This is a genomic window from Streptomyces sp. NBC_00353, assembly GCF_036108815.1.
Taxonomy (GTDB): Bacteria; Actinomycetota; Actinomycetes; order Streptomycetales; family Streptomycetaceae; genus Streptomyces.
Window position 1 is genome coordinate 3,298,857 of the sequence record NZ_CP107985.1, and the last position, 23,423, is coordinate 3,322,279.

The 23,423-nt window shown below is 70.0% G+C and carries 22 protein-coding genes; 5 read left to right on the forward strand and 17 right to left on the reverse strand.

The features are described from left to right. Nucleotides 1-60 precede the first annotated feature (60 nt). The 9 genes from OHA88_RS15035 to OHA88_RS15075 all read right to left on the reverse strand — a co-directional run bounded on the left by OHA88_RS15035 (nt 61) and on the right by OHA88_RS15075 (nt 10,484). Nucleotides 61-2,604 carry an ATP-binding protein gene (locus OHA88_RS15035; protein ID WP_328625918.1) on the reverse strand — a complete coding sequence of 848 codons (2,544 nt, stop codon included), beginning with the start codon at nt 2,602-2,604 and terminating at the stop codon, nt 61-63. 185 nt (nt 2,605-2,789) lie between these two features. Further along, on the reverse strand, nt 2,790-3,539 hold the full coding sequence (locus tag OHA88_RS15040; protein WP_328625919.1) for an ABC transporter ATP-binding protein: 750 nt from the start codon (nt 3,537-3,539) through the stop codon (nt 2,790-2,792). A gap of 157 nt (nt 3,540-3,696) precedes the next feature. Next, on the reverse strand, nt 3,697-4,365 hold the full coding sequence (locus OHA88_RS15045; RefSeq protein ID WP_328629696.1) for a potassium-transporting ATPase subunit C: 669 nt from the start codon (nt 4,363-4,365) through the stop codon (nt 3,697-3,699). A 16-nt stretch (nt 4,366-4,381) separates the two neighbouring features. Further along, the gene (gene kdpB / locus OHA88_RS15050; protein ID WP_328625920.1) at nt 4,382-6,508 is read right to left on the reverse strand and encodes a potassium-transporting ATPase subunit KdpB; all 2,127 of its coding nucleotides are present in this window, start codon (nt 6,506-6,508) and stop codon (nt 4,382-4,384) included. Then, nucleotides 6,505-8,169: a potassium-transporting ATPase subunit KdpA gene (gene kdpA, locus OHA88_RS15055; RefSeq protein WP_328624912.1), complete on the reverse strand. Its 1,665-nt coding sequence runs from the start codon at nt 8,167-8,169 to the stop codon at nt 6,505-6,507. The genes kdpB and kdpA overlap by 4 nt, the downstream gene beginning before the upstream one ends. Before the next feature lie 7 nt (nt 8,170-8,176). Continuing rightward, the gene (gene kdpF / locus OHA88_RS15060) at nt 8,177-8,266 is read right to left on the reverse strand and encodes a K(+)-transporting ATPase subunit F (protein WP_037823947.1); all 90 of its coding nucleotides are present in this window, start codon (nt 8,264-8,266) and stop codon (nt 8,177-8,179) included. Between the two features lie 334 nt (nt 8,267-8,600). Next, entirely contained in the window at nt 8,601-9,362 is a 762-nt protein-coding gene (locus OHA88_RS15065; protein WP_328625921.1) for a DUF3710 domain-containing protein, read from the reverse strand. A 1-nt stretch (nt 9,363) separates the two neighbouring features. After that, nucleotides 9,364-9,900 (reverse strand): dUTP diphosphatase, encoded by a 537-nt coding sequence (dut, locus tag OHA88_RS15070; RefSeq protein ID WP_267000897.1) that lies wholly within the window; start codon nt 9,898-9,900, stop codon nt 9,364-9,366. Beyond that, nucleotides 9,900-10,484: a PaaI family thioesterase gene (locus OHA88_RS15075; RefSeq protein ID WP_328625922.1), complete on the reverse strand. Its 585-nt coding sequence runs from the start codon at nt 10,482-10,484 to the stop codon at nt 9,900-9,902. Before OHA88_RS15075 ends, dut begins: the two co-directional genes overlap by 1 nt. Nucleotides 10,485-10,542: 58 nt before the next feature. On the opposite strand from OHA88_RS15075, the gene OHA88_RS15080 reads away from it, so the two are divergent. Continuing rightward, nucleotides 10,543-10,998, forward strand: coding sequence for a DUF3093 domain-containing protein (locus tag OHA88_RS15080; RefSeq protein ID WP_328625923.1), 456 nt, complete (start codon nt 10,543-10,545; stop codon nt 10,996-10,998). A 27-nt stretch (nt 10,999-11,025) separates the two neighbouring features. On the opposite strand, the gene OHA88_RS15085 is transcribed toward OHA88_RS15080, so the two are convergent. The 4 genes from OHA88_RS15085 to OHA88_RS15100 all read right to left on the reverse strand — a co-directional run bounded on the left by OHA88_RS15085 (nt 11,026) and on the right by OHA88_RS15100 (nt 14,632). Beyond that, on the reverse strand, nt 11,026-12,021 hold the full coding sequence (locus tag OHA88_RS15085; protein WP_328625924.1) for a hypothetical protein: 996 nt from the start codon (nt 12,019-12,021) through the stop codon (nt 11,026-11,028). Nucleotides 12,022-12,033: 12 nt separating this feature from the next. Next, entirely contained in the window at nt 12,034-12,330 is a 297-nt protein-coding gene (locus OHA88_RS15090; RefSeq protein ID WP_003965732.1) for a DUF4193 domain-containing protein, read from the reverse strand. A 406-nt stretch (nt 12,331-12,736) separates the two neighbouring features. Then, a complete protein-coding gene (locus OHA88_RS15095) occupies nt 12,737-13,972 on the reverse strand; it encodes a sensor histidine kinase (RefSeq protein ID WP_328625925.1) in 1,236 nt (411 codons plus the stop codon). A 6-nt stretch (nt 13,973-13,978) separates the two neighbouring features. After that, nucleotides 13,979-14,632, reverse strand: coding sequence for a response regulator transcription factor (locus OHA88_RS15100; protein WP_030927249.1), 654 nt, complete (start codon nt 14,630-14,632; stop codon nt 13,979-13,981). Between the two features lie 358 nt (nt 14,633-14,990). Here OHA88_RS15100 and OHA88_RS15105 point away from each other — a divergent pair, with 358 nt between their 5' ends. Next, on the forward strand, nt 14,991-15,164 hold the full coding sequence (locus OHA88_RS15105) for a hypothetical protein (RefSeq protein ID WP_267000908.1): 174 nt from the start codon (nt 14,991-14,993) through the stop codon (nt 15,162-15,164). Nucleotides 15,165-15,265: 101 nt separating this feature from the next. Here the strand turns inward: OHA88_RS15105 and OHA88_RS15110 are convergent, their stop codons facing one another. Continuing rightward, nucleotides 15,266-16,084, reverse strand: a complete 819-nt coding sequence (locus tag OHA88_RS15110; protein ID WP_328625926.1) for an inositol monophosphatase family protein — start codon at nt 16,082-16,084, stop codon at nt 15,266-15,268. A 33-nt stretch (nt 16,085-16,117) separates the two neighbouring features. Then, entirely contained in the window at nt 16,118-17,245 is a 1,128-nt protein-coding gene (locus tag OHA88_RS15115) for a ferrochelatase (protein ID WP_328625927.1), read from the reverse strand. A gap of 164 nt (nt 17,246-17,409) precedes the next feature. On the opposite strand from OHA88_RS15115, the gene OHA88_RS15120 reads away from it, so the two are divergent. Both OHA88_RS15120 and OHA88_RS15125 read left to right on the forward strand, forming a co-directional pair. After that, complete coding sequence (locus OHA88_RS15120) at nt 17,410-18,657, forward strand: MFS transporter (protein WP_326606148.1); 1,248 nt, start codon at nt 17,410-17,412, stop codon at nt 18,655-18,657. Further along, nucleotides 18,614-19,936: a D-arabinono-1,4-lactone oxidase gene (locus OHA88_RS15125; RefSeq protein ID WP_328625928.1), complete on the forward strand. Its 1,323-nt coding sequence runs from the start codon at nt 18,614-18,616 to the stop codon at nt 19,934-19,936. Before OHA88_RS15120 ends, OHA88_RS15125 begins: the two co-directional genes overlap by 44 nt. Before the next feature lie 15 nt (nt 19,937-19,951). On the opposite strand, the gene OHA88_RS15130 is transcribed toward OHA88_RS15125, so the two are convergent. Next, a complete protein-coding gene (locus tag OHA88_RS15130; RefSeq protein WP_328625929.1) occupies nt 19,952-20,902 on the reverse strand; it encodes a hypothetical protein in 951 nt (316 codons plus the stop codon). Between the two features lie 496 nt (nt 20,903-21,398). On the opposite strand from OHA88_RS15130, the gene sepH reads away from it, so the two are divergent. Then, complete coding sequence (gene sepH / locus OHA88_RS15135; protein ID WP_267000920.1) at nt 21,399-22,463, forward strand: septation protein SepH; 1,065 nt, start codon at nt 21,399-21,401, stop codon at nt 22,461-22,463. A gap of 118 nt (nt 22,464-22,581) precedes the next feature. Here sepH and OHA88_RS15140 read toward each other — a convergent pair whose 3' ends face one another. After that, nucleotides 22,582-23,409 carry a sulfurtransferase gene (locus OHA88_RS15140; protein ID WP_328625930.1) on the reverse strand — a complete coding sequence of 276 codons (828 nt, stop codon included), beginning with the start codon at nt 23,407-23,409 and terminating at the stop codon, nt 22,582-22,584. Nucleotides 23,410-23,423: the final 14 nt, after the last annotated feature.

The following is a 23,423-nucleotide window of genomic DNA, read 5'->3' on the forward strand; positions in this document are numbered from 1 at the left end:
GTCCTGCCTTTCTGCTGTACGGAATTGCTGCGGGAAGCAGTACGGGTATCACTGCGGCGATCACAAGACGGCCTGCGCGGGCAGGTCGGTACCGATCGGAACGTATCCCGACACCGCCCTGAGCGTCAGGACCATGGTCATGCCGCCACCGGGGGTGTCCTCGGCGTCGAGGGTGCCGCCCATGGACTCCACGAAGCCGCGGGCGACGGCGAGCCCCAGGCCGACTCCGGCGCCGCGCGGGGCGTCGCCGTAGCGTTGGAAGGGTTCGAAGATCCGCTCCTTGCCCTCGTCGGGGACGCCGGGGCCGCGGTCGGCCACCCGGAGCTCGACCCGGGCGCCGAGCGCGCTGGCGGCCACGGTGACGCGTTCCCCGTCGGGGCTGTACTTGACGGCGTTCTCGACGATGTTCGCGACGGCCCGCTCCAGCAGCCCCGGGTCGACGGCCACCATCGGCAGCGTCTCGGGGATGTCCAGGTCGACGCTGCCCTCCGGTACGCCTCCGAGCGCCATCGGGACCACCTCGTCGAGGTCGATCTCGCGGATCAGGGGGGTGACGGTGCCGGTCTGCAGCCTCGACATGTCGAGGAGATTGCCGACCAGATGGTCGAGACGGTCGGCGCCGTTCTCGATGCCTTCGAGGAGCTCCGCCTCATCCGCCTCCGACCAGGCCACGTCGTCGGAGCGCAGCGAGGTGACGGCGGCCTTGATGGCGGCCAGCGGGGTCCGCAGATCGTGGCTGACGGCGGCGAGGAGGGCGGTCCTTATCCGGTTCCCCTCGGCGAGCCGCCGGGCCTCCTCCGCCTCCCCGACCAGGCGCTGCCGGTCGAGTACGACGGCGGCCTGGGCGGCGAACGCGCCGAGCACCCGGCGGTCCTCTGCGGGCAGCACCCGGCCGGAGAGCGCGAGCGCCATGTGGTCGCCGACGGGCATGTCCACATCGGCGTCCTCGGGGCGGGAGACGGGCGCAGGGCCGACACTGCCCGCGCAGGTCCACGGATCGACGTCGCTGCGCCGCTCCAGGAGTGCGACGGACTCCATGGCGAAGGTCTCGCGGACCCGGTCCAGCAGGGCGTCCAGGGTGGTCTCGCCCCGCAGCACGCTGCCGGCCAGGAAGGACAGGATCTCGGACTCGGCGCGCAACCGGGCCGCCTGATGGGTACGGCGGGCCGCCAGGTCGACGACGGAGGCCACTGCCACCGCGACCGCGAAGAAGATCACGATGGCGACGAAGTTCCTCGGGTCCTGCACCGTCAGGGTGTGGGTCGGCGGGGTGAACCAGTAGTTCAGCAGCAGCGAGCCGACGGCCGCGGACGCCAGGGCGGGCAGCAGCCCGCCGAGCAGCGCTGCGGCGACCGTCATGAAGAGGAAGAGCAGGACGTCGTTGGCGAGCCCCGGACCGTTCGACATGCTGGTCAGGAGCAGCGTGAGCAGGACCGGACCGCCGACCCCGGTCAACCAGCCCCAGATGATCCGGGCGCGGCCGAGCCGGGCGCCGCGGGCGATCGGCAGTCCGCGGCCCTTGGCGACCTCGTCGTGCGTGACGATGTGGACGTCGAGGTCGGGGCCGGACTCGCGGGCGACGGTGGCGCCGACGCCGGGGCCGTAGATGTACTGCCAGGCCTTGCGACGACTGGAGCCGAGCACGATCTGGGTGGCGTTCACCCCCCGGGCGAATGCGAGGAGTGCCGCGGGTATGTCGTCGCCGATGACGTGGTGGAACGTACCGCCGAGGTCCTCGACGAGGGTGCGCTGAGCGGTGAGCTCCTTGGGCGACGCGGAGGTCAGTCCGTCGCTGCGGGCGATGTAGACGGCGAGGATCTCGCCACCGGAACCCTTGGCGGCCATCCGGGACGCGCGGCGGATGAGCGTACGGCCCTCGGGTCCGCCGGTGAGTCCGACGACGATGCGTTCGCGGGCCTGCCAGGTGGTGCTGATGTTGTGTTCGCCGCGGTACTGCTGCAGGTACTCGTCGACCCGGTCGGCGACCCAGAGCAGGGCGAGCTCGCGCAGGGCGGTGAGATTGCCCGGGCGGAAGTAGTTGGACAGGGACGCGTCGATCCGGTCCGGCTTGTAGATGTTGCCGTGGGCCATCCGGCGGCGCAGCGCCTGCGGCGACATGTCGACCAGCTCGATCTGGTCCGCCCGGCGGACGACCTCGTCGGGAACGGTCTCACGCTGCCGCACGCCGGTTATCGACTCGACGACGTCGCCGAGCGACTCAAGGTGCTGGATGTTGACGGTGGAGACGACGTCGATGCCCGCCTGGAGCAGCTCCTCGACGTCCTGCCAGCGCTTGGCGTTGCGGGAGCCCGGCACATTGGTGTGGGCCAGTTCGTCCACCAGGGCTACGGCCGGGGCACGGTCCAGGACCGCGTCGACGTCCATCTCGGTGAAGACGGTGTCCCGGTAGTCGATCGCGCGGCGCGGGACCTGCTCCAGGCCGTGCAGCATCACCTCGGTGCGCGGCCGATCGTGGTGTTCCACGAACCCGACGACGCAGTCGGTGCCCCGCTCCACCCGGCGGTGGGCCTCGGAGAGCATCGCGTACGTCTTGCCGACGCCCGGTGCCGCACCCAGGTAGATCCGAAGCTTGCCGCGTGCCATGGCCCCATTGTCTTTCAGATGAGCGACTGCGGCCGATGCGGCAGCCGCTCTCGAAGCTACCTCGAATATTTACGACAAAGGGGATGCAAGGTCGGACAGAAGACCGAATTGACAGAATTCTGATGCGCCGAACCGCGCAGACAAAGGGGTGCCCGGGGCGAGCCCGGACACCCCTTTCCCGCCCGCTAGGCGCGCTCGGCGATAAGCCCGTCGCTCAGCTCCAGCACGCGGTCCGCGAGCCCCAGCAGCTGCGCATCGTGCGTCGCCACCAACGCGGTCACCCCCTCGCTCCGCACCACCGCTCGCAACAGCTCCATCACGGCGAGCCCCGTCTCCGCGTCGAGCTGTCCTGTCGGCTCGTCCGCGATCAGCAGCGCGGGCCGGTTGGCGAGCGCGCGGGCGATCGCGACGCGCTGCTGCTGGCCGCCGGAGAGCTCCCCGGGCCGCTGCGCACCGTGGTCGCCGAGCCCGACCAGGGAGAGCAGCAACGCCACCCGCTCCTCCCGCTCGCGCGGATCCACCTTGCGCAGCCGCATCGGTACGCCGACGTTCTCCGCGGCGGTCAGGATCGGGATCAGGCCGAACGACTGGAAGATGAAGCCGATCCGGTCCCGGCGCAGCTCCAGCAGCCCGTCCTCGCCGAGCTGGGAGAGGTCCGTGCCGTCGACGGTGATCCGGCCGCGGTCGGGGCTGTCGAGGCCGCCGACCAGGTTCAGCAGGGTTGTCTTGCCGGAGCCCGAGCGCCCCTTGAGTGCGACGAGTTCGCCGCGCGGCACGTCGAGGGAGATCCCGCGCAGCGCGTGGACGGCGCCCGCGCCGGTTCCGTACGAGCGGTGCAGGTCCTCGATGCGGACCATCGGCCCGCGGGCCGGGCCCTCGGCGACCGCCGTGCCGCCCTGCCCGCCCGTGCTCTTTCCGTAGGTGCTGTCGGTCATGCGCTCCCCCGTGCGTGGTCGGTTCCCGTCGGCCGCCAGTATGTGCATGAGGCACACGGCCGGGCAATGGCCGAAGCCCTCCTGGCGGGCACGACGCCGGGCCGCCGTGGTCCGTACAGCATGACCACGGCGGCCCGGCGCATCCGTCGGCGGAGGATCAACCTCCGTTCACCAGCTCCTTGAGTGCGATGTTGAGCTGCAGGACGTTGACCCGCGGCTCGCCCACGAATCCGAGGGTGCGGCCGTCGGTGTGCTGCTCCACCAGCTTCTCCACCTGGTCGACGCCGAGGTGGTTCCGCTCGGCGACACGGCGCACCTGGAGCTGTGCGTACTCCGGGGAGATGTCCGGGTCGAGACCGGAGCCGGAGGAGGTGACGGCGTCGGCCGGCACGGCCGAGGGGCTGACCGGGTGGCCGGGCACGGAGTTGTCCTTGACGACGGCGGCCTTGGCGGCGGTGACCCAGTCGATCAGGTCCTTGTTGTCGCCGGACCGGTTGGTCGCGCCGGACAGGATCAGCTTGTACTGGGTGTTGACGCTGTTGCTGCCGAGGCCGTTGGACGGGCGCGGCTGGAACCACTTGAGGTCCGGGGCCGCGGTCTCCTCGCCCTTCTTCAGCGGCAGGTCGTAGCGCTGGCCGATGAGTTCGGAGCCGACGACCTTGCCGTTCGCCGTGATCTCGGAACCGTTGGCCTTGCCCGGGAGGATGCCCTGGGCGACACCGGTGACGGCGAGCGGGTAGATCACGCCGCAGACGATCGTGAGGACGAGCAGGGCGCGCAACCCGGCCCAGAGCAGCCGAACGGTGTTTCCTGCGGAGTTGTTCATGGAGGTCATGGCGCGATCAGCCGATTCCGGGAATGAGGGAGAGGATCAGGTCGATGATCTTGATACCGATGAACGGGGCGACCAGGCCGCCGAGTCCGTAGATCCCGAGGTTGCGTCGGAGCATCGAGTCGGCGCTGCTCGGCCGGTAGCGCACGCCCTTCAGGGCCAGCGGCACCAGCGCGATGATGATCAGCGCGTTGAAGACGACTGCGGAGAGGATCGCGGACTGCGGCGAGGACAGCTGCATGATGTTCAGCTTGTCCAGGCCCGGGTAGACCACCGCGAACATCGCCGGGATGATCGCGAAGTACTTCGCGACGTCGTTGGCGATCGAGAAGGTGGTCAGCGCACCGCGGGTGATCAGCAACTGCTTGCCGATCTCGACGATCTCGATGAGCTTGGTCGGGTTGGAGTCCAGGTCCACCATGTTCCCGGCCTCCTTGGCGGCCGAGGTGCCGGTGTTCATCGCCACGCCGACATCGGCCTGGGCGAGCGCGGGCGCGTCGTTCGTACCGTCACCGGTCATCGCGACGAGCTTGCCGCCCGCCTGCTCACGCTTGATGAGGGCCATCTTGTCCTCGGGAGTCGCCTCGGCGAGGAAGTCGTCGACCCCCGCCTCCTCGGCAATGGCCTTCGCGGTCAGCGGGTTGTCGCCGGTGATCATCACCGTACGGATGCCCATCCTGCGCAGCTCGTCGAACCGCTCCCGCATCCCTTCCTTGACGACGTCCTTGAGATGGATGACGCCGAGGATCCGGGCGCCCCGCTCGTCGTCGACGGCGACGAGCAGCGGGGTACCGCCCGCCTGTGAGATCCGGTCGGTGAGCGTGCGGGCGTCCGGCGAGACGGTGCCGCCCCGCTCCTCGACCCAGGCGACGACCGAGCCGGTCGCACCCTTGCGGATCCTGCGTCCCTCGACGTCCACACCCGACATCCGGGTCTGGGCGGTGAAGCCGACCCACTCGGCCCCGACGAGCTCGCCCTGATGGCGCTCGCGAAGCCCGTACTTCTCCTTCGCCAGGACGACGACGGACCGGCCTTCGGGCGTCTCGTCGGCGAGCGACGAGAGCTGGGCGGCGTCGGCCAGCTCGGCCTCCGTCGTGCCCTTGACGGGTACGAACTCGGCGGCCTGGCGGTTGCCGAGCGTGATGGTGCCGGTCTTGTCGAGCAGCAGCGTGGAGACGTCACCGGCGGCCTCGACGGCGCGTCCCGACATGGCGAGCACATTGCGCTGGACGAGGCGGTCCATGCCCGCGATGCCGATCGCGGAGAGCAGCGCGCCGATCGTGGTCGGGATGAGACACACCAGTAGCGCGGTCAGGACGATCATCGACTGCCGCTGTCCCGCGTAGATCGCGAACGGCTGCAGGGTGACGACGGCGAGCAGGAAGACGATGGTGAGGGACGCGAGCAGGATGTTCAGCGCGATCTCGTTGGGGGTCTTCTGCCGAGCAGCGCCCTCGACCAGGGCGATCATCCGGTCGATGAATGTCTCGCCGGGCTTGGTGGTGATCTTGATGACGATGCGGTCGGAGAGCACCTTCGTACCACCCGTGACCGCGCTGCGGTCGCCGCCCGACTCCCGGATGACCGGCGCCGACTCCCCCGTGATGGCGGACTCGTCGACGCTGGCGACACCCTCGACGACGTCACCGTCGCCGGGGACGATGTCGCCCGCCTCGCAGACGACCAGGTCGCCGATGCGCAGATCGGTGCCCGGTACGCGCTCCTCGTTCTTCCCGACGAGCCGGCGGGCGACGGTGTCGGTCTTTGCCTTGCGCAGCGTGTCGGCCTGGGCCTTGCCGCGGCCCTCGGCGACCGCCTCCGCCAGGTTGGCGAAGATCGTGGTGAGCCAGAGCCACACGGCGATCGCCCAGCCGAACCAGTCGGTCGGGTCCAGGGCGGCCAGGACGGTGGTGAGCACCGAACCGGCCAGGACCACGAACATCACCGGTGACTTGACCATCACCCGGGGGTCGAGCTTGCGTACCGCGTCGGGGAAGGACTTGAGCAGCTGCTTGGGGTCGAACAGCCCGGCGCCGACGCGTCCTTCGGGCCGGTGACCGGTAGGCGCGTACTGGTGCGGTGCCCGGTCGTTGGTGACAGTGGACATCGAGTCCTCTTGCTTCAGATTCGTGGTCATGACGCCAGCCCCTCGGCCAGCGGTCCCAGTGCCAGCGCCGGGAAGAAGGTCAGACCGGTGACGATCAGGATCGTGCCGACCAGCAGCCCGGTGAAGAGCGGCTTGTGCGTGCCGAGCGTGCCGACGGTCGCCGGGACGGGCTTCTGCTCGGCGAGCGAGCCGGCCAGCGCCAGGACGAACACCATGGGCAGGAACCGGCCCAGCAGCATCGCGAGCCCGATGGTGGTGTTGAACCACTGCGTGTCCGCGTTCAGACCGGCGAACGCCGAACCGTTGTTGTTGGCACCCGAGGTGTAGGCGTACAGGATCTCGGAGAAACCGTGCGCACCGGAATTGGTCATCGAGTGGACCGGAGTGGGCAGGGCCATCGCCGCGGCGGTGAAACAGAGCACCAGCGCCGGGGTGATCAGGATGTAACAGGCCGCGAGCTTGATCTCACGCGTGCCGATCTTCTTGCCCAGGTACTCGGGGGTACGACCGACCATCAGACCCGCGATGAACACCGCGATGATCGCCATGATCAGCATGCCGTAGAGACCCGAACCGGTACCACCCGGAGCGATCTCACCGAGCTGCATGCCCAGCATCGTGATGCCACCACCGAAACCGGTGAACGAGGAGTGGAACGAGTTCACCGCACCCGTCGACGTCAGCGTGGTGGCCACCGCGAAGATCGACGAGCCGCCGACCCCGAACCGGGTCTCCTTGCCCTCCATCGCCCCGCCCGCGATGTCGAACGCCGGCCCGTGGTGGGCAAACTCGGTCCACATCATCAGCGCGGTGAAACCGAGCCAGATCACACCCATCGTCGCCAGAATCGCGTACCCCTGCTTGAGGGAACCCACCATCCGGCCGAAGGTGCGGGTCAACGCGAACGGAATGACCAGGATCAGGAAGATCTCAAGGAGGTTGGAGAGCCCGTTGGGGTTCTCGAACGGGTGGGCCGAGTTGGCGTTGAAATAACCACCACCGTTGGTACCCAGCTCCTTGATCGCCTCCTGGGAGGCGACCGCGCCGCCGTTCCACTGCTGCGACCCGCCCACGAACTGGCCGACCCCGTGGATACCGGCGAAGTTCTGGATCGCGCCGCACGCGACCAGCGCAATCGCGCCGACCACGGCGATCGGCAACAGGATCCGTACCGTGCCACGCACCAGGTCGGACCAGAAGTTGCCGAGCTCACCGGTGCGCGAACGGGCGAAACCCCTCACCAGCGCCACCGCGACCGCGATACCCACAGCCGCCGAGACGAAGTTCTGCACCGCGAGGCCACCGGTCTGCACGACATGGCCCATGGCCTGCTCGCCGTAGTACGACTGCCAGTTGGTGTTGGCGACGAAGGAAGCCGCCGTGTTGAACGCCTGGTCCGGATCGATCGAGGCGAAGCCGAGCGAGCCGGGCAGACCGCCCTGGAACCGCTGCAGCAGATAAAGGAAGACAACACTCACCGCGGAGAACGCCAGGACCCCACGCAGATAGGCGGGCCAGCGCATCTCCGTATCGGGATCGGCACCGATGGACTTGTAGATCCACTTCTCGACGCGCAGGTGCTTCTTCGAGGAATAGACGGCGGCCATGTAGTCGCCGAGGGGGCGGTACGCCAGACCCAGCGCCACCACGAGCGCGAGCAGCTGGAGCACACCAGCGAGGACGGGGCTCATATCGGGCTCAGAACCTCTCCGGGTACAAAAGGGCGAGGACGAGATAGCCCAGCAGAGCGACGGCCACGATCAGACCGACAACGTTCTCGGCAGTCACAGCTTCGCCACCCCCTTGGCGACAAGAGCCACCAGCGCGAAGACCGCGATCGTGGTGACGACGAAGGCCAAGTCGGCCACCGTGTGCTCCTAGATGAGGACGGATTTTTCGGACCTCCTGAGCAAACCCCCGTCCGAAGCCCCTGCGGCCTGCGTTGATGCCTTTCTTACGGGGAGGGGCGCGCCCTTGACGGCGCCCATACGTGCCGCATACGCGCCCCATATACCCGCTGGTACGCGCGCCGCGCGGGCACGCAGAAGGCCGGTGGGCCGCACCTCCCTCGAAGGGAAGTACGGCCCACCGGCCTGAGCTGTTTCGAGCCGCGGTCGGCGGCTCAGCGCACCTCGGTGATCTCGGGTCCGCGCTGGAGCTGACCCATGCCACCGGAGAACTTCGAGCCCTCCTGGTCCTCCTGCTGCACGCCCTCGGGCACCATCTGGGCGTCGTTGGGGAGCTTGAGGACGATCGGGTCGCGCGGCGCCATCGGGCCCTCGCCACGGACGACCACGGTGTCCCGGAAGATCGTCTCCAGCAGCCCGGCGGCCTCCGGCTGCACGGCTCCCTGGCCGGAGATCACTCCGCGCAGGAACCAACGGGGCCCGTCGACGCCGACGAAGCGCACCAGCTGCACGCCGTTCGTCCCGTCCGGAAGCTGTACGGGGACCTGCGCCCGCAGCTCCCAGCCCAGTGGGCCCTCGACCTCGTCGATGATCCCGCCCTGCTTGGTGATGCCGGTGGCGATCTCCTCGCGGACCTCGCCCCAGATGCCCTCTTTCTTGGGGGCGGCGAAGGCCTGCAGCTGGATCGCGCTGTCGCGCAGCACGACGGTGGCGGCGACGATCGCGTCTCCGGCGACCTCGACGCGCAGCTCCATGCCCTCGACCCCGGGGACAAAGATGCCGCCCAGGTCGACCCGGCCCTCGCCGGGCTGGGAGACCTCGTCGATGTCCCACGGTCCGTCCGGCCGCGGCGCCGGCGGGAGATTCACCCGGCGCGCACCGGCGTCGGTGTCATCGAGCTCGTCGACGACCTGCTCGGCCTCGCGCGCTTCGTCCGCCACGTCCTCGGCGGAACCACTCTTCTTGCGACCGAACACGTCACTGTCCTTCCCGGTCGGGTACGACCGAAGCGTAGCTGTTCCCGCCCTGGGTGGTCCCGCCCCTGACGCCATCAACATCATCACCCGTGGCATGCCCGCCGGTGGATCCGAAACCACCCTCGCCCCGGGCCGAGCCGGGCAGCTCCGACACCTCGTGGAAGCGCACCTTCTCGACCTGCTGGACGACCAGTTGGGCAATCCGGTCGAACCGCTCGAACCGTACGGTCTCGCGCGGGTCGAGATTGATGACGATCACCTTGATCTCTCCACGGTACCCGGCATCAACCGTCCCCGGGGCATTCACGAGGGCGACTCCGCAGCGTGCTGCGAGGCCGGACCGCGGGTGCACGAACGCGGCGTACCCGTCGGGCAGGGCGATCGACACGCCGGTGGGCAGCACCACCCGTTCCCCGGGGGCGAGTTCGGCGGCCTCGGTGGTCACCAGGTCGGCCCCTGCGTCGCCCGGGTGCCCATACGCCGGAATCGGCACCTCCGGATCGACCCGGCGAATCAGTACGTCGACGGGATGACGCATCACGGGTTCACCTCGAAGGCTCGGACACGCCTGGCCTGGTCCGGGTCGGCCATCGCGGCCTGGATCTCGGCCGGGCGGCCGTTCTCGATGAAGTGGTCCACCTTGACCTCGATGAAGAGGGCCTCGGCGAGGACCGCGACAGGCCCGTCCGGGCCGCCGATCCGGCCGGTCGCTCGGGAGTAGATCTTCCGGCCGTGCACGGCGGTGATCTCGGCGTCCAGGTGCAGCACGGTGTCCACCGGCACGGGCCGCACGAAGTCGGTCTCCAGCCGCCCGGTCACCGCGATCACCCGCAGCAGCCAGTTCAGCGAGCCGAGCGTCTCGTCCAGCGCCGTGGCCAGTACGCCGCCGTGCGCCAGTCCCGGAGCGCCCTGGTGGGCGGGCTTCACGGTGAACTCGGCGGTGACACTCACACCCTCGCCGGCCCGCGCCTGGAGGTGCAGGCCGTGCGCCTGCCCCCCACCGCAGCCGAAACAGTGTTCGTAGTGCGAACCGAGGAGCTCGCCGGGGGCCGGGGCGTCGGGGTGCCGGACCGGTTTCACCGCGTCGGCCGGTGGCTTCAGAGCCGCAGATGTTCCACTCACAGGCGCAGACCTTACCCGCGCGGGTACCCGCAGGTCGCACCGTGCCAAGCTTGGGTTCATGCAGCCTTCCACCCCGCCTTTCGACGAACGTCTGACCGCGCCCCGTTCGTGGTGGCTCATCGCCTTCCTGATCGGTGTCGCCTGCGCCCTGATGCTGCTGCCACTCGGCACCCTGCCGCTGCTGGGCGGCCTGGTCGGCGGCACGGCCCTGGCCTCGCTCGCGGTCAGCTCGTACGGCTCCGCCCGGATCCGGGTGGTGGCGGGCGCGCTGGTCGCGGGCGACGCCCGGATCCCGGTGTCGGCGCTCGGCACGGCCGAGGCGCTGGACGCCGAGGAGGCGCGCGCGTGGCGCTCGTACAAGGCGGACACCCGCGCGTTCATGCTGCTGCGCAGCTACATCCCCACGGCGGTACGGGTGGAGGTCACGGACCCGCAGGACCCGACCCCGTACATCTATCTGTCGACCCGGGAGCCGCAGGCCCTGGTGGCGGCGCTCACGGCGGTACGGGCGTAGGACGCACGGCCGGCAGGGCACGAGGGGTCAGCCCTCGATCTCCTTCGGGAGGTCCTTGTGCAGCTTCCGGGGCCGCTCCAGCGGCGGCTGCTCCGGAAGCCGATCCCAGGGGACCTGGCCCTTGCGCAGGTCCGTCCTGACCTTCTCGGCGAGCTTCTTCGTGTCGCGGCGGTTCATCATCGCGCCGACGGCGGCGCCGACCATGAACGGAATCAGGTTCGGCAGGTCGCGCGCCATGCGCTTCATGATCTGCTGGCGCAGCTCCCGCTTCATCTGACCGCCCAGCGCCGCATTGATCGTCGTGGGGTGGCGGGCGTCGATGCCGCGCTCCTCCGTCCAGGAGGTGAGGTACGCGGTGCTGCGCTGGGTGAGGCCGCCGGGCGGGCGCTGACCGTAGACCTCGTGCAGTTCGGCCACGAGCTTCATCTCGATCGCGGCCACGCCGGTGATCTCCGCGGCCAGCTCGGCGAGCATGGCCGGCGGTACGGGCATCATGGCCGCCGCGCCGATACCGGCGCCCACGGTGGCCGTGCCCTTGCTCGCGCCCGCGACGAGTTTGTCGGCGAGCTCCTCGGGACCGAGTCCCGGGAACTGCCTGCGCAGGGTCGCAAGGTCGCGCACAGGGACGCGGGGAGCCGTTTCGATGATCCGGTCGGCGATATGACCGATCGCCGCCCTGGCGCTCTCCCCGCTCTTGCGGACGCCCCGTTTCACTGATTGCAGACGGCCTGCCCCGGTCACGGGCTCCGTCCTGTCGACCTGCTGCTCGGCCCCATCGGCCGCGTCGACTGCTGGTGCTGCTACTCGTCCCGCTCGTGCCACCTCTGCCGCGATGGCGGCTTCAACTGCTTCGAGCGAGGCCCAGCGGCCCCGCTCGTCGTCAGACTCGCCCGGAGAGGGTGGCAGGGCGGACCGCTCGGCAGGCGCTGCTACGCCTTCCACCGGGCCTGTACCGCCCTGATACGCCTCCGACGACCTCTTGCGCCACAAGCGCCGTTTCCGGAACGGTGTGTCGCCTGCCACGGCCGACCGAACCTAGTCGCAGTCGCGGCAGATCGGCTGACCGTTCTTCTCGCGAGCCAGCTGACTCCGGTGGTGCACGAGGAAGCAGCTCATGCACGTGAACTCATCGGCCTGCTTGGGCAGAACCCTTACAGCGAGCTCTTCATTGGACAGGTCTGCGCCGGGCAGCTCCAGTCCTTCGGCCGCGTCGAACTCGTCGACGTCGACGGCGGACGCCGTCTTGTCGCTCCGGCGTGCCTTGAGCTCTTCAAGACTGTCCTGGTCGACGTCGTCGTCGGTCTTGCGTGGGGTGTCGTAATCCGTTGCCATTTGTCGCACTCCCCCTCTGGGTGTCTGCGGTGTCTCAGCGCACGTAACGCGTGAGAGGCCGGACTTGTGCCCGACCCGAGGCGGAGATTTTGCCTCACATCAAGGTCTGTTACTCAATCGACACCCGAGCGGACCTCTCGAGAGCGATCGGCTTGGGTGGCGAAGGGGACCGTACACGGTCCGAACGCCGTGCTTCACGAGCGCCACCCCGTGTACTTCCCGTGATATCGACCCCCGAAAACCCCGACTTTTGCCGGATTTTTGGTGGGAGGCCTGATCACGGAGCGTGGATGGCCCGAAATTCGCACCTGTGATCGATCACACACGGCCCTTCCGGGCACGGGTCCCGAAAATTCCGCTCAAAGCGAACAGGTCGATCTGGGTACGAATCGCTCGGACCAGCCTCTCAGACAGGCAGGGTGACGCGCATCACGAGACCACCACCCTCACGGGGCTCCGCGATGATACGGCCGCCATGAGCGCGCGCCACGGACCGCGCGATCGACAGGCCGAGCCCGACCCCCTTGTCGCTGCCCGTTCGCTCCGTACGGAGCCGTCTGAAGGGCTCGAAGAGGTTGTCGATCTCGTACGCCGGCACCACCGGCCCGGTGTTCGAGACCACCAGCACAGCCTGGCCCGGCTGCAGCTCGGTGGTGACCTCCACCCAGCCCTCCTCCGGGACGTTGTAGCGCACGGCGTTCTGCACGAGGTTCAGCGCGATCCGCTCCAGCAGCACACCGTTGCCCTGGACGACGGCGGGCACGATCTCGCCGCGGAACTCCACGCCCTTCTCCTCGGCCTCGCCGCGCGTCTGGTCGAGCGCCCGGGAGGCGACCTCGGACAGGTCGACCGGTTTGCGCTCGATGATCTGGTTGTCGCTCCGGGCGAGCAGCAGCAGGCCCTCGACCAGCTGCTCGCTGCGCTCGTTGGTGGCCAGCAGGGTCTTGCCGAGCTGCTGGAGCTCGGGCGGCGCCTGCGGGTCGGAGAGATGGACCTCCAGCAGCGTGCGATTGATCGCGAGCGGGGTGCGCAGCTCGTGCGAGGCGTTCCCGACGAACCGCTGCTGTGCGGTGAAGGCCCGTTCCAGCCGGTCGAGCATGTCGTCGAAGGTGTCGGCGAGCTCCTTGAGCTCGTCGTCCGGACCGTCCAGCTCGATCCGCCGGGACAGGTCCGTACCGGCGACCTGGCGGGCGGTCCTGGTGATCCGGCCCAGCGGGGACAGCACCCGCCCCGCCATGGCGTAACCGAAGGCGAAGGCGATGACGCTCAGGCCGACGAGGGCCAGCAGCGAGCGGTTCAGGAGCGTGTCGAGCGCCTGCTGCCGCTGATGGTTGACGCACGAGTTCATGGCCGCGTTGACAGCGCTCGGCGACGATCCCTCACCGGACAGGTTGCACACGTCGCTGGACACCTGGCCGCTCACGATCTTGAACGGCAGCTCGCTGCCCACGTGCAGGGCCTGTGCGGCCAGCATGTAGATGATCGAGAGCAGCAGGATGCCGGCGATCAGGAACATCCCGCCGTACAGGAGGGTGAGCCGTATCCGGATGGTCGGGCGCAGCCAGGGGTACGGGGGCTCCAGCTGTTTGGGGTCCCAGGTGGGCTTCGGGGGCGCCGTGGGTGGCGCCGGGGCGGCGGACACCGGCCGTCAGATCCGGTAGCCGGAGCCGGGCACGGTGACGATCACCGGCGGCTCCCCGAGTTTGCGGCGCAGCGTCATGACCGTCACCCGCACGACATTGGTGAACGGGTCGGTGTTCTCGTCCCAGGCCTTCTCCAGCAGCTGCTCCGCCGAGACGACCGCTCCCTCGCTGCGCATGAGCACCTCCAGCACGGCGAACTCCTTCGGCGCGAGCTGGATCTCGTGCTCGTCGCGGAAGACCTCGCGGCGGTTGGGGTCCAGCTTGATGCCGGCGCGCTCCAGGACGGGCGGCAGCGCGACCGTCGTACGGCGTCCGAGGGCCCGTACCCGCGCGGTCAGCTCGCTGAAGGCGAACGGCTTGGGCAGATAGTCGTCGGCGCCGAGCTCCAGACCCTCCACACGGTCGCTGACGTCCCCGGATGCGGTGAGCATGAGCACCCGGGTCGGCATGCCGAGCTCGACGATGCGACGGCAGACGTCGTCGCCGTGCACCAGGGGGAGGTCCCGGTCCAGCACCACCACGTCGTAGTCGTTGACCTCGATGCGCTCCAGGGCGGCCGCACCGTCGTACACGACGTCGACGGCCATGGCCTCCCGGCGCAGTCCGGTGGCCACCGCATCGGCGAGCAGCTGCTCGTCCTCCACGACGAGTACGCGCACGGCGCTGTCCTTCCTTTGAAACTTCAGAACGTCCGAATGAGCGCACGGACCGTGATCCGGGCCGCTCAGCAGCACTGTCTGTGCGGCACCATCCTGCCCGCAACGCGTATAAACCGGCGGTAAGGCGGCGCGGCACGACCTGCGGCTTCCGGGAATTCACCGGATTTCCGGGCCAGTTGAGGTTTCTCTGAGCCCGGGGCTGGGGAGGACGAATTCACACCCGCGATCACGCCATGTATGTGGCACTCCACGGCCGCTCCGTCCCCCGGAGAGTGCGTGATCACCCGCCCTACCGCCCTCGGCGGAGGGAAACCCGGGCACACCCCCGTGCCACCGACCCACGACGAGGGGGCGCACTATGGACGCTTTCACCGCCGGTCTGCTGCAACGAATCAGGACCACCGAGTCCGACCTCACCCGTGCTCGTGAGACGGGCGACGACTTCCTCGCGGACGTCGAGCAGGGAGAACTGGACGACCTGCACCGCCTGGCCGCCGAGCACGGCGTCGAAATCGGCGCCACGGCCGTCTGAGTCGACGGCACAGGGCCCCGGCGTCGCTGGCGACGCCGGGGCCCTGTGCCGTCCGTGAACGTCCGCCACAGCCCGTACCAGGGGCTTTACCGGCGGTGCTGTCAGTCGTGCCAGGCGCCCAGCTCCTCCAGCAGTGCCTGCAGGGGCTCGAAGACGCCCGGGCTGGCGGCCAGTGTCAGCTCGCCGTCGGCGGCCAGCCCTGGCCGCCCGCCGGTGCGAGCGCCCGCCTCCCGGGCGATCAGGTCACCGGCCGCGAGGTCCCAGGGGTGGAGCCCGCGCTCGTAGTAGCCGTCCAGCCGGCCGGCGGCGACGTCGCAGAGATCGATGGCGGCCGAGCCTCCGCGCCGGATGTCGCGCAGCTTCGGGATCAGCTGCTGGACGACATCCGCCTGGTGCCTGCGGACGTCGGTGACGTAGTTGAAGCCGGTGGAGACCAGCGCCTGATCGAGCGGCGGCGCGGGCCGGCTGCGCAGCGCGGCACCCTCGCCGTACGCCCCGCCGTTTGCGTACGCACCGCCGCCGAGGACCGCGAAGTACGTCTCGCCGCGCATCGGGGCCTCCACCACGCCCACGAGCCGCTCGCCCTCCCGCTCGGCGGCGATCGAGACGGCCCATGTCGGCAGTCCGTAGAGGTAGTTCACCGTGCCGTCGAGCGGGTCGATGACCCAGCGGACGCCGCTGCTGCCCGCGGAGCTGGCGCCCTCCTCACCGAGGAAGCCGTCCTGGGGACGGTGCTCCGCCAGGAAACCGGTGATCAGCTTCTCGGCGGCGATGTCCATCTCGGTCACGACATCGATGGGGCTGGACTTCGTCGCGGCCACGCCCAGATCGGCGGGGCGGCCGTCGCGCAGCAGCGCACCGGCACGCCGGGCGGCCTCCTGTGCGAGGTCGAGCAGTTCGGACAGGACGGGGTCGGTCACAGAAGACACAGAGGTCACAGCGGTACAGCGCTCCTAGGCGTAGGGACTGTCGGCGCCCGCGGCAGCGGGCTTCAGGGCACGGGCCGGGCAGCAGCCGACGGGACAGAGGTCGTGGCTCGGGCCGAGCGCCCCGAGCGCGCACCGCTCCACCGGGCGTCCCTGCTCGGTGGCGGCGCGCTCCAGCACCAGCTCGCGTACGGCTGCGGCGAACCGCGGGTCGGCGCCGACCGTCGCGGACCGGCGGACCGGCAGGCCGAGCTCGGCGGCCTTCGCGGTGGCCTCGGTGTCGAGGTCGTACAGGACTTCCATGTGGTCCGAGACGAAGCCGATGGGGGCCATCACCACGGCGGGCACGCCCTCCCCGTGGAGCGTCTCCAGGTGGTCGCAGATGTCGGGCTCCAGCCACGGGATGTGCGGGGCACCGCTGCGCGACTGGTAGACGAGCTGCCACGGGTGGTCGGTGCCCGTCTCCTCGCGGACCGCGTCGACGATCAGCCGTGCGACGTCGAGATGCTCGGCCACATAGGCGCCACCGTCACCGTGCGTCTCCTCGGGGCCGGAGGTGTCGGCGGCGGAGGTGGGGATGGAGTGCGTGGTGAAGGCGAGGTGGGCCCCGGTCCTGACGTCCTCGGGGAGATCGGCCAGCGACTTCAGGACGCCGTCCACCATGGGCCGTACGAAGCCGGGGTGGTTGAAGTAGTGCCGGAGCTTGTCGACGCGTGGCACCGGCAGCCCTTCGGCGTCCAGGGCGGCGAGCGACTCAGCGAGGTTCTCGCGGTACTGACGGCACCCGGAGTACGAGGCATAGGCGCTGGTGGCGAGGACGGCGATGCGACGGTGCCCGTCGGCGACCATCTCGCGCAGGGTGTCGGTGAGGTACGGGGCCCAGTTGCGGTTGCCCCAGTACACCGGCAGATCGAGGCCGTGTTCCGCGAAGTCCTTGCGCAGGGCGTCCAGCAGGGCCCTGTTCTGGGCGTTGATCGGGCTGACGCCGCCGAACAGGAAGTAGTGCTTGCCGACCTCCTTGAGCCGCTCCTCGGGGATGCCGCGGCCGCGCGTCACGTTCGCCAGGAACGGGACCACGTCGTCCGGACCTTCGGGTCCGCCGAAGGAGAGCAGCAGCAGGGCGTCGTAGGGAGCGGGAGCGCACAGATCGGACATGGGAACGATCCTGCCACCCGCCTGTGACAGCGCGTCGACCGACGTCCACCGGCGCGCCCGTAGAGCACCCGCCGCGGTGTCCTGCGCAGTTGGCCGCCCGTAAGCTGTAGCGGCCACCTTCACGCATTACACCCGCGCACGACCTCGCTGTACCGGAGCCCCGCTTGCCCAGTCCCTACCGCGCCATATTCGCCGCCCCCGGCACCAAGGGGTTCTCGGCGGCCGGCTTCTTCGGCCGGATGCCGCTGTCCATGATGGGCATCGGCGTGGTCACCATGGTGTCCCAGATCACCGGCCGATACGGACTCGCGGGCGCGCTCTCCGCGACGCTGGCGATGTCGGCCGCGGTACTCGGCCCGCAGGTCTCCCGGCTCGTCGACCGGCACGGGCAGCGGCGCGTCCTGCGCCCCGTCACCCTGGTCGCGATCGCGGCGGTGGCCGGTCTTCTGATCTGCGCACAGCAGCGGCTGCCGGACTGGACGCTCTTCGTCTTCGCGGCGGGCGCCGGCTGCGTCCCCAGTGTGGGTGCGATGACCCGGGCCCGCTGGGCGGAGATCTACCACGGTTCGCCGCAGCAGCTGCACACCGCGTACTCGTGGGAGTCGATCGTCGACGAGGTGTGCTTCATCTTCGGGCCGATCGTCTCGATCGGCCTCTCCACCGCCTGGTTCCCCGAGGCGGGTCCACTGCTGGCCGCCGGTTTCCTGCTCGTCGGTGTCTTCTGGCTGACTGCCCAGCGTGCCACGGAGCCGGTGCCGCACCCTCGCGAGCAGCACAGCAGCGGCTCGGCGCTGCGCTCCCCCGGTCTTCAGGTGCTCGTGGCCACCTTCGTGGCGACCGGCGCCATCTTCGGGGCGGTCGATGTGGTGACGGTGGCCTTCGCCGAGGACCACGGCCACAAGGCCGCGGCGAGCCTGGTGCTGGCCGTGTACGCGCTGGGGTCCTGCCTCGCCGGAGCCGTCTTCGGGCTGCTGAGCCTCAAGGGAAAGCCGGCCACCAGGTGGCTGGTGGGGGTGTGCGCGATGGCCGTGAGTATGATCCCCCTCCAACTGGCCGGGAACCTGCCGTTTCTGGCCGTGGCGCTCTTTGTCGCGGGCCTCGCCATCGCACCGACGATGGTGACCACCATGGCCCTCGTCGAGCAGCACGTACCACGCGCCAAGCTGACCGAGGGCATGACCTGGACCGGTACCGGGCTCGCCGTCGGTGTGGCGCTCGGCTCCTCGGCCGCAGGCTGGGTGGTCGACGCGTCCGGGGCTGCGGCGGGGTACACGGTGCCCGTCGTGGCGGGAGCGCTCGCGGCCGCGGTGGCGTTCCTGGGGTATCGCCGGCTGGCCGAGCCGGTTCCTACGGGGAGGCGCGGGGAAGATGACCGACACCTACGCACGGACGACGACGAGCGCGTGGCGTAACTGGGCGGGCAATGTCACCGCCCGTCCGGCACGGACCGCTTCCCCCGCATCCGTCGACGAGCTGGTTCAGGCACTGCGAAGGGCCTCCGAGGACGGCCTGAAGGTGAAGCCGGTCGGCACCGGCCACTCGTTCACCGCGACCGCGGCCACCGACGGCCTCCTGATCCGCCCCGATCTGCTCACCGGCATCCGGGAGATCGACCGCAAGGCGATGACGGTGACCGTCGAGGCAGGCACTCCGCTGAAGCGGCTGAACGCCGCGCTCGCCCGGGAGGGGCTGTCGCTCACCAACATGGGCGACATCATGGAGCAGACGGTCGCCGGGGCCACCTCGACGGGCACCCATGGCACCGGCCGCGACTCGGCGTCCATATCGGCCCAGATCCGCGCCCTGGAACTGGTCACGGCGGACGGCACGGTGCTGACCTGCTCCGAGAAGGAGAACGCCGACATCTTCGCCGTCGCCCGGATCGGGCTCGGCGCCCTCGGTGTCATCACGGCGATCACGTTCGGCGTGGAGCCGGTCTTCCTGCTGACGGCCCGTGAGGAGCCGATGGCCTTCGACCGGGTCACGGCCGACTTCGATCAGCTGGTCGCCGAGAACGAGCACTTCGAGTTCTACTGGTTCCCGCACACCGGCAACTGCAACACCAAGCGCAACAACCGCAGCGCGGGCCCCGCCGCTCCGCCCGGCAAGGTCGGCGGCTGGATCGAGGACGAGCTCCTCTCCAACGGGATCTTCCAGGTGGCCTGTTCGCTCGGCCGGGCGGTCCCCGCAGCCATCCCGTCGATCGCCAAGCTCTCCAGCCGCGCCCTGTCGGCCCGTACGTACACCGACATCCCGTACAAGGTCTTCACCAGCCCGCGCCGGGTCCGCTTCGTGGAGATGGAGTACGCCCTTCCGCGCGAGGCCGCCGTCGAGGCGCTGCGCGAGCTGAAGGCGATGGTCGACCGTTCACCGCTGCGGATCAGCTTCCCGGTGGAGGTCCGCACGGCCCCCGCGGACGACATCGCGCTCTCCACGGCCTCGGGCCGGGAGACCGCGTACATCGCCGTCCATCTCTACAAGGGCACGCCCTACCAGGCGTACTTCACCGCGGTCGAGCGCATCATGACCGCCCATGGCGGCCGCCCGCACTGGGGCAAGGTCAACACTCGCGATGCCGAGTACCTGGCCGGGGTGTATCCGCGGTTCGGTGAGTTCACCGCTGTACGCGACCGGCTCGACCCGGACCGGCTGTTCGGCAACGACTATCTGCGCCGGGTCCTGGGCGACTGACCACGACCGGCACGGTCACCGACCGGTGTCCGTGCCGGTCGTGGCGGGGGCCTGCTGACCCGGGGCGATGCCCGCGCCGGTGGGGTCCGGGGCAGCGCCGCTGCCGTCACCGCTCGCCGTCGGGGTGGGCGTGGGGGCCGGAGGCGTCCCGTCGCCACCTGGGCCGGACGGTGTGGGGGTGGGCGTCGGTTCGGCCGTGGGACTGTCCCCCTGTCCCGTGTCCGGGCTCCCGCTCTGCCCGTCCTGCGAGTCCGTGCCCGGCGTCCCACCGCTCTCCTGACCCGGCGTCCGCCCCTGAACCGGATCGTCGCTGACCGAAGGCGCCGGGTCGTCGTGCCCCCGGCCTTGGGGCGCACCGCGCACGACGGAGCCGACGGTCGTTCCCTGACCACCGCTCAGATCGTTGCCGGAGATCAGCTCGTACGTGGTGATGCCGGCCATCGAGACGGCGAAGACCGCCACCGCGCCGAGCGCGGGCCGCTTCCAGCCGCGGATCCGGGTGCCATGGGTGCTGGACGCGGTGAACCCCTCGTCCAGGGCTGCCGGATACGACGCGAGCGGCCGGGTCCCGTTGTCGGTGGGCGGCTCCAGCAGTTGCGTACGGTCCGGGTCGGCCGTCACTGTACGGAGCACCGTCGTGGCGTTCACGGATCCGTCGGACAACCGCCGCCCGCCCCCCGATCCATACGCCTCGCGCGCCCCACGGGTGTCCCGCGTCTCCCGCGTATATACCGTGACTTCGCGGATCTGCTCGCCCGTGCGGCGGAAGAAGTGCTGGAAGACGGAGCCGCCGCAGGTGGCGACGACACTCATCACTCCGGCTCCGAGAATCGTTCCGTACACGCCCAGTTGCGAGGCCGCCACGGCCGCCGCGATCGCTGCCACGGCGCTCCCCGCCACCTGCGGCACGTTCAGATCTATGCGCCTTCCCTTGGGTTCTATGTCAGTTTCCGGCTTCTGCACCATTCCCAGCCCTTGATTGACATCTCTCCCACCATGCAACAGGAAGGGACAATTGGGCGAAGTAAATGGTTCCACTTCAGGCGATTCTGTGAAGCAGGACACGCATCATGGGCATATCGCGGCCAAGTGGGTAGCTGAACTCCCGTGCTTGACGAGAACTTCGGCGGCGCGCCGGTCCACCCACATGGCCCGAATGGAGTACTGTGGCGAGCCCTGGGGCCGGACTCCCACGTGGTGTCCGGGATCTTCGGGAGGGGGCCGAAGGAGGCACTCGATCCGGCGGCGCCACGGCATCGCACGGAGGCCAGCTACGCAGGGTGACAGGTAGTCACTCAGCGTCGCACAAGAGGTCACCGTGTCATACCGGCGATCAAGGGCTCACGCCCGACACGCCGGGCAACACGGCAATGTTGTGGCAGGCTGCACCCGGGCAGGCCACACTCGACTAGCGGAAGCAGCGACGCACGTGACGTCGGCAGGCACCACCCGGGAGGTCCCCATGCCCGAACTGCGTGTCGTGGCCGTCTCCAACGACGGCACACGACTGGTGCTCAAGGCTGCGGACAGCACGGAGTACACGCTTCCGATCGACGAGCGGCTGCGCGCCGCCGTGCGCAACGACCGCGCACGGCTCGGCCAGATCGAGATCGAGGTGGAGAGCCACCTCCGCCCCCGCGACATCCAGGCCCGTATACGAGCCGGTGCCTCCGCGGAGGAGGTCGCTCAGTTCGCCGGAATTCCGGTCGACCGTGTCCGACGCTTCGAGGGCCCCGTGCTCGCCGAACGCGCCTTCATGGCCGAGCGGGCCCGGAAGACTCCCGTGCGCCGTCCCGGCGAGAACACCGGCCCCCAACTCGGCGAGGCGGTGCAGGAACGACTCCTGCTGCGCGGCGCCGACAAGGAAACCGTCCAGTGGGACTCGTGGCGTCGTGACGACGGCACCTGGGAAGTCCTGCTCGTGTACCGGGTCGCGGGCGAGCCGCACTCGGCGAGCTGGACGTACGACCCGCCGCGCCGGCTGGTGCAGGCCGTGGACGACGAGGCGCGTTCGCTGATCGGCGAGACCGACGATGTCGCCGCGCCGGAGCCGAGCTTCCCGTTCGTTCCGCGGATCGCCCGGCTGCCCCGCGACCGGCCGCTGGACCGTGCCCTCGACCGCCAGATGGAACGGCCCGCTCCGCCACCCCCGCCCGAGCCGGACGAGCGCATCGTCACCGCCTCGGCCAGTGAGCGTGACTCGCTGACCAGCCTGCTGGAGGCGGTGCCGAGCTTCCGTGGCGACATGGTGGTGCCGGAGCGTCCCGCGCCGCCCGAGCCGCCGCCGACCACTTCTGCCGCGCAGGAGCCGGAGGCCGACGAGCCGCCGGCCGCGGCGGCCTCCGCAGGCGCCGGTTCCGCCTATGCGGATGTGCTGATGCCGCGAGCGGTGGCCGGCCACCGCGACCGGCTGACCGGCACGACGGACCGCCAGGCCGAGGCGGACGGCGTCCGTCCGGGCCGCCGGGCCGCGGTGCCGAGCTGGGACGAGATCGTCTTCGGCACTCGCCGCAAGAAGCAGGACTGACCGGGGTGACCGTGGCATGACGAGGGCCCGTACGCCGCTGCGTACGGGCCCTCGTGCTGTCCGCTCATCCGACCGGAACCCATTACCGCAGTTCCGGCTACGGACAGGGCCGACGCCACTACTGCGGATCGGGCCCCTTGGCGACCGGCCGGGACTCATCGGCGGACCACTCGGACCAGGAGCCCGCATACAGCGCAGCGGGGATGCCGGCGACGGCCAGGGCCAGGACCTCGTGTGCGCCGGAGACGCCGGAGCCGCAGTAGACACCGACCTCGGGCGCGCCGTCCGTGCCGAGATCCTTGAACCGGGCCGCCAGCACCTCTGCAGGCAGGAACCGTCCGTCGGCGCCGGTGTTCTCGGAGGTCGGGGCCGAGACCGCGCCCGGGATATGACCACCGACCCGGTCGATCGGCTCCACATCGCCCCGGTAGCGCTCCGCGGCACGGGCGTCGAGCAGCAGGCCGGAGCGGGCCGTTGCCGCGGCGCCGTCGGCGTCGAGCAGGGGCAGTGCACCCGGTACGGGCCTGAAATCGCCCTCGGCAGGGACAGGCGTCTCGGTGGAGAGCTCGCCCTCCCATGCGGCGAGACCGCCGTCCAGCACGCGGACATCCGGGTGCCCCGTCCAGCGCAGCAGCCACCAGGCGCGCGCGGCGGCCCAGCCCTGGCCGCCGTCGTAGACCACCACGGGAGCGTCCCGGCGGACGCCGGCGCGGCGCATCGCTGCGCCGAATTTCTCCGGGTCCGGCAGCGGATGACGGCCGCCGCTGCCTGCAGGTCCGGCAAGTTCCGTGTCCAGATCGACAAAGACCGCGCCCGGGATGTGCCCGGCCTCGTAGTCGGGGAGGCCGTGCGGACCGCCGAGTTGCCAACGTACGTCCAGGAGCACCGGCGGACGTGGCCCCGCCGATTCGCTCACGCATTCGGATGCGGAGATGATGGGCTTCATGGGTGCCATCCTCG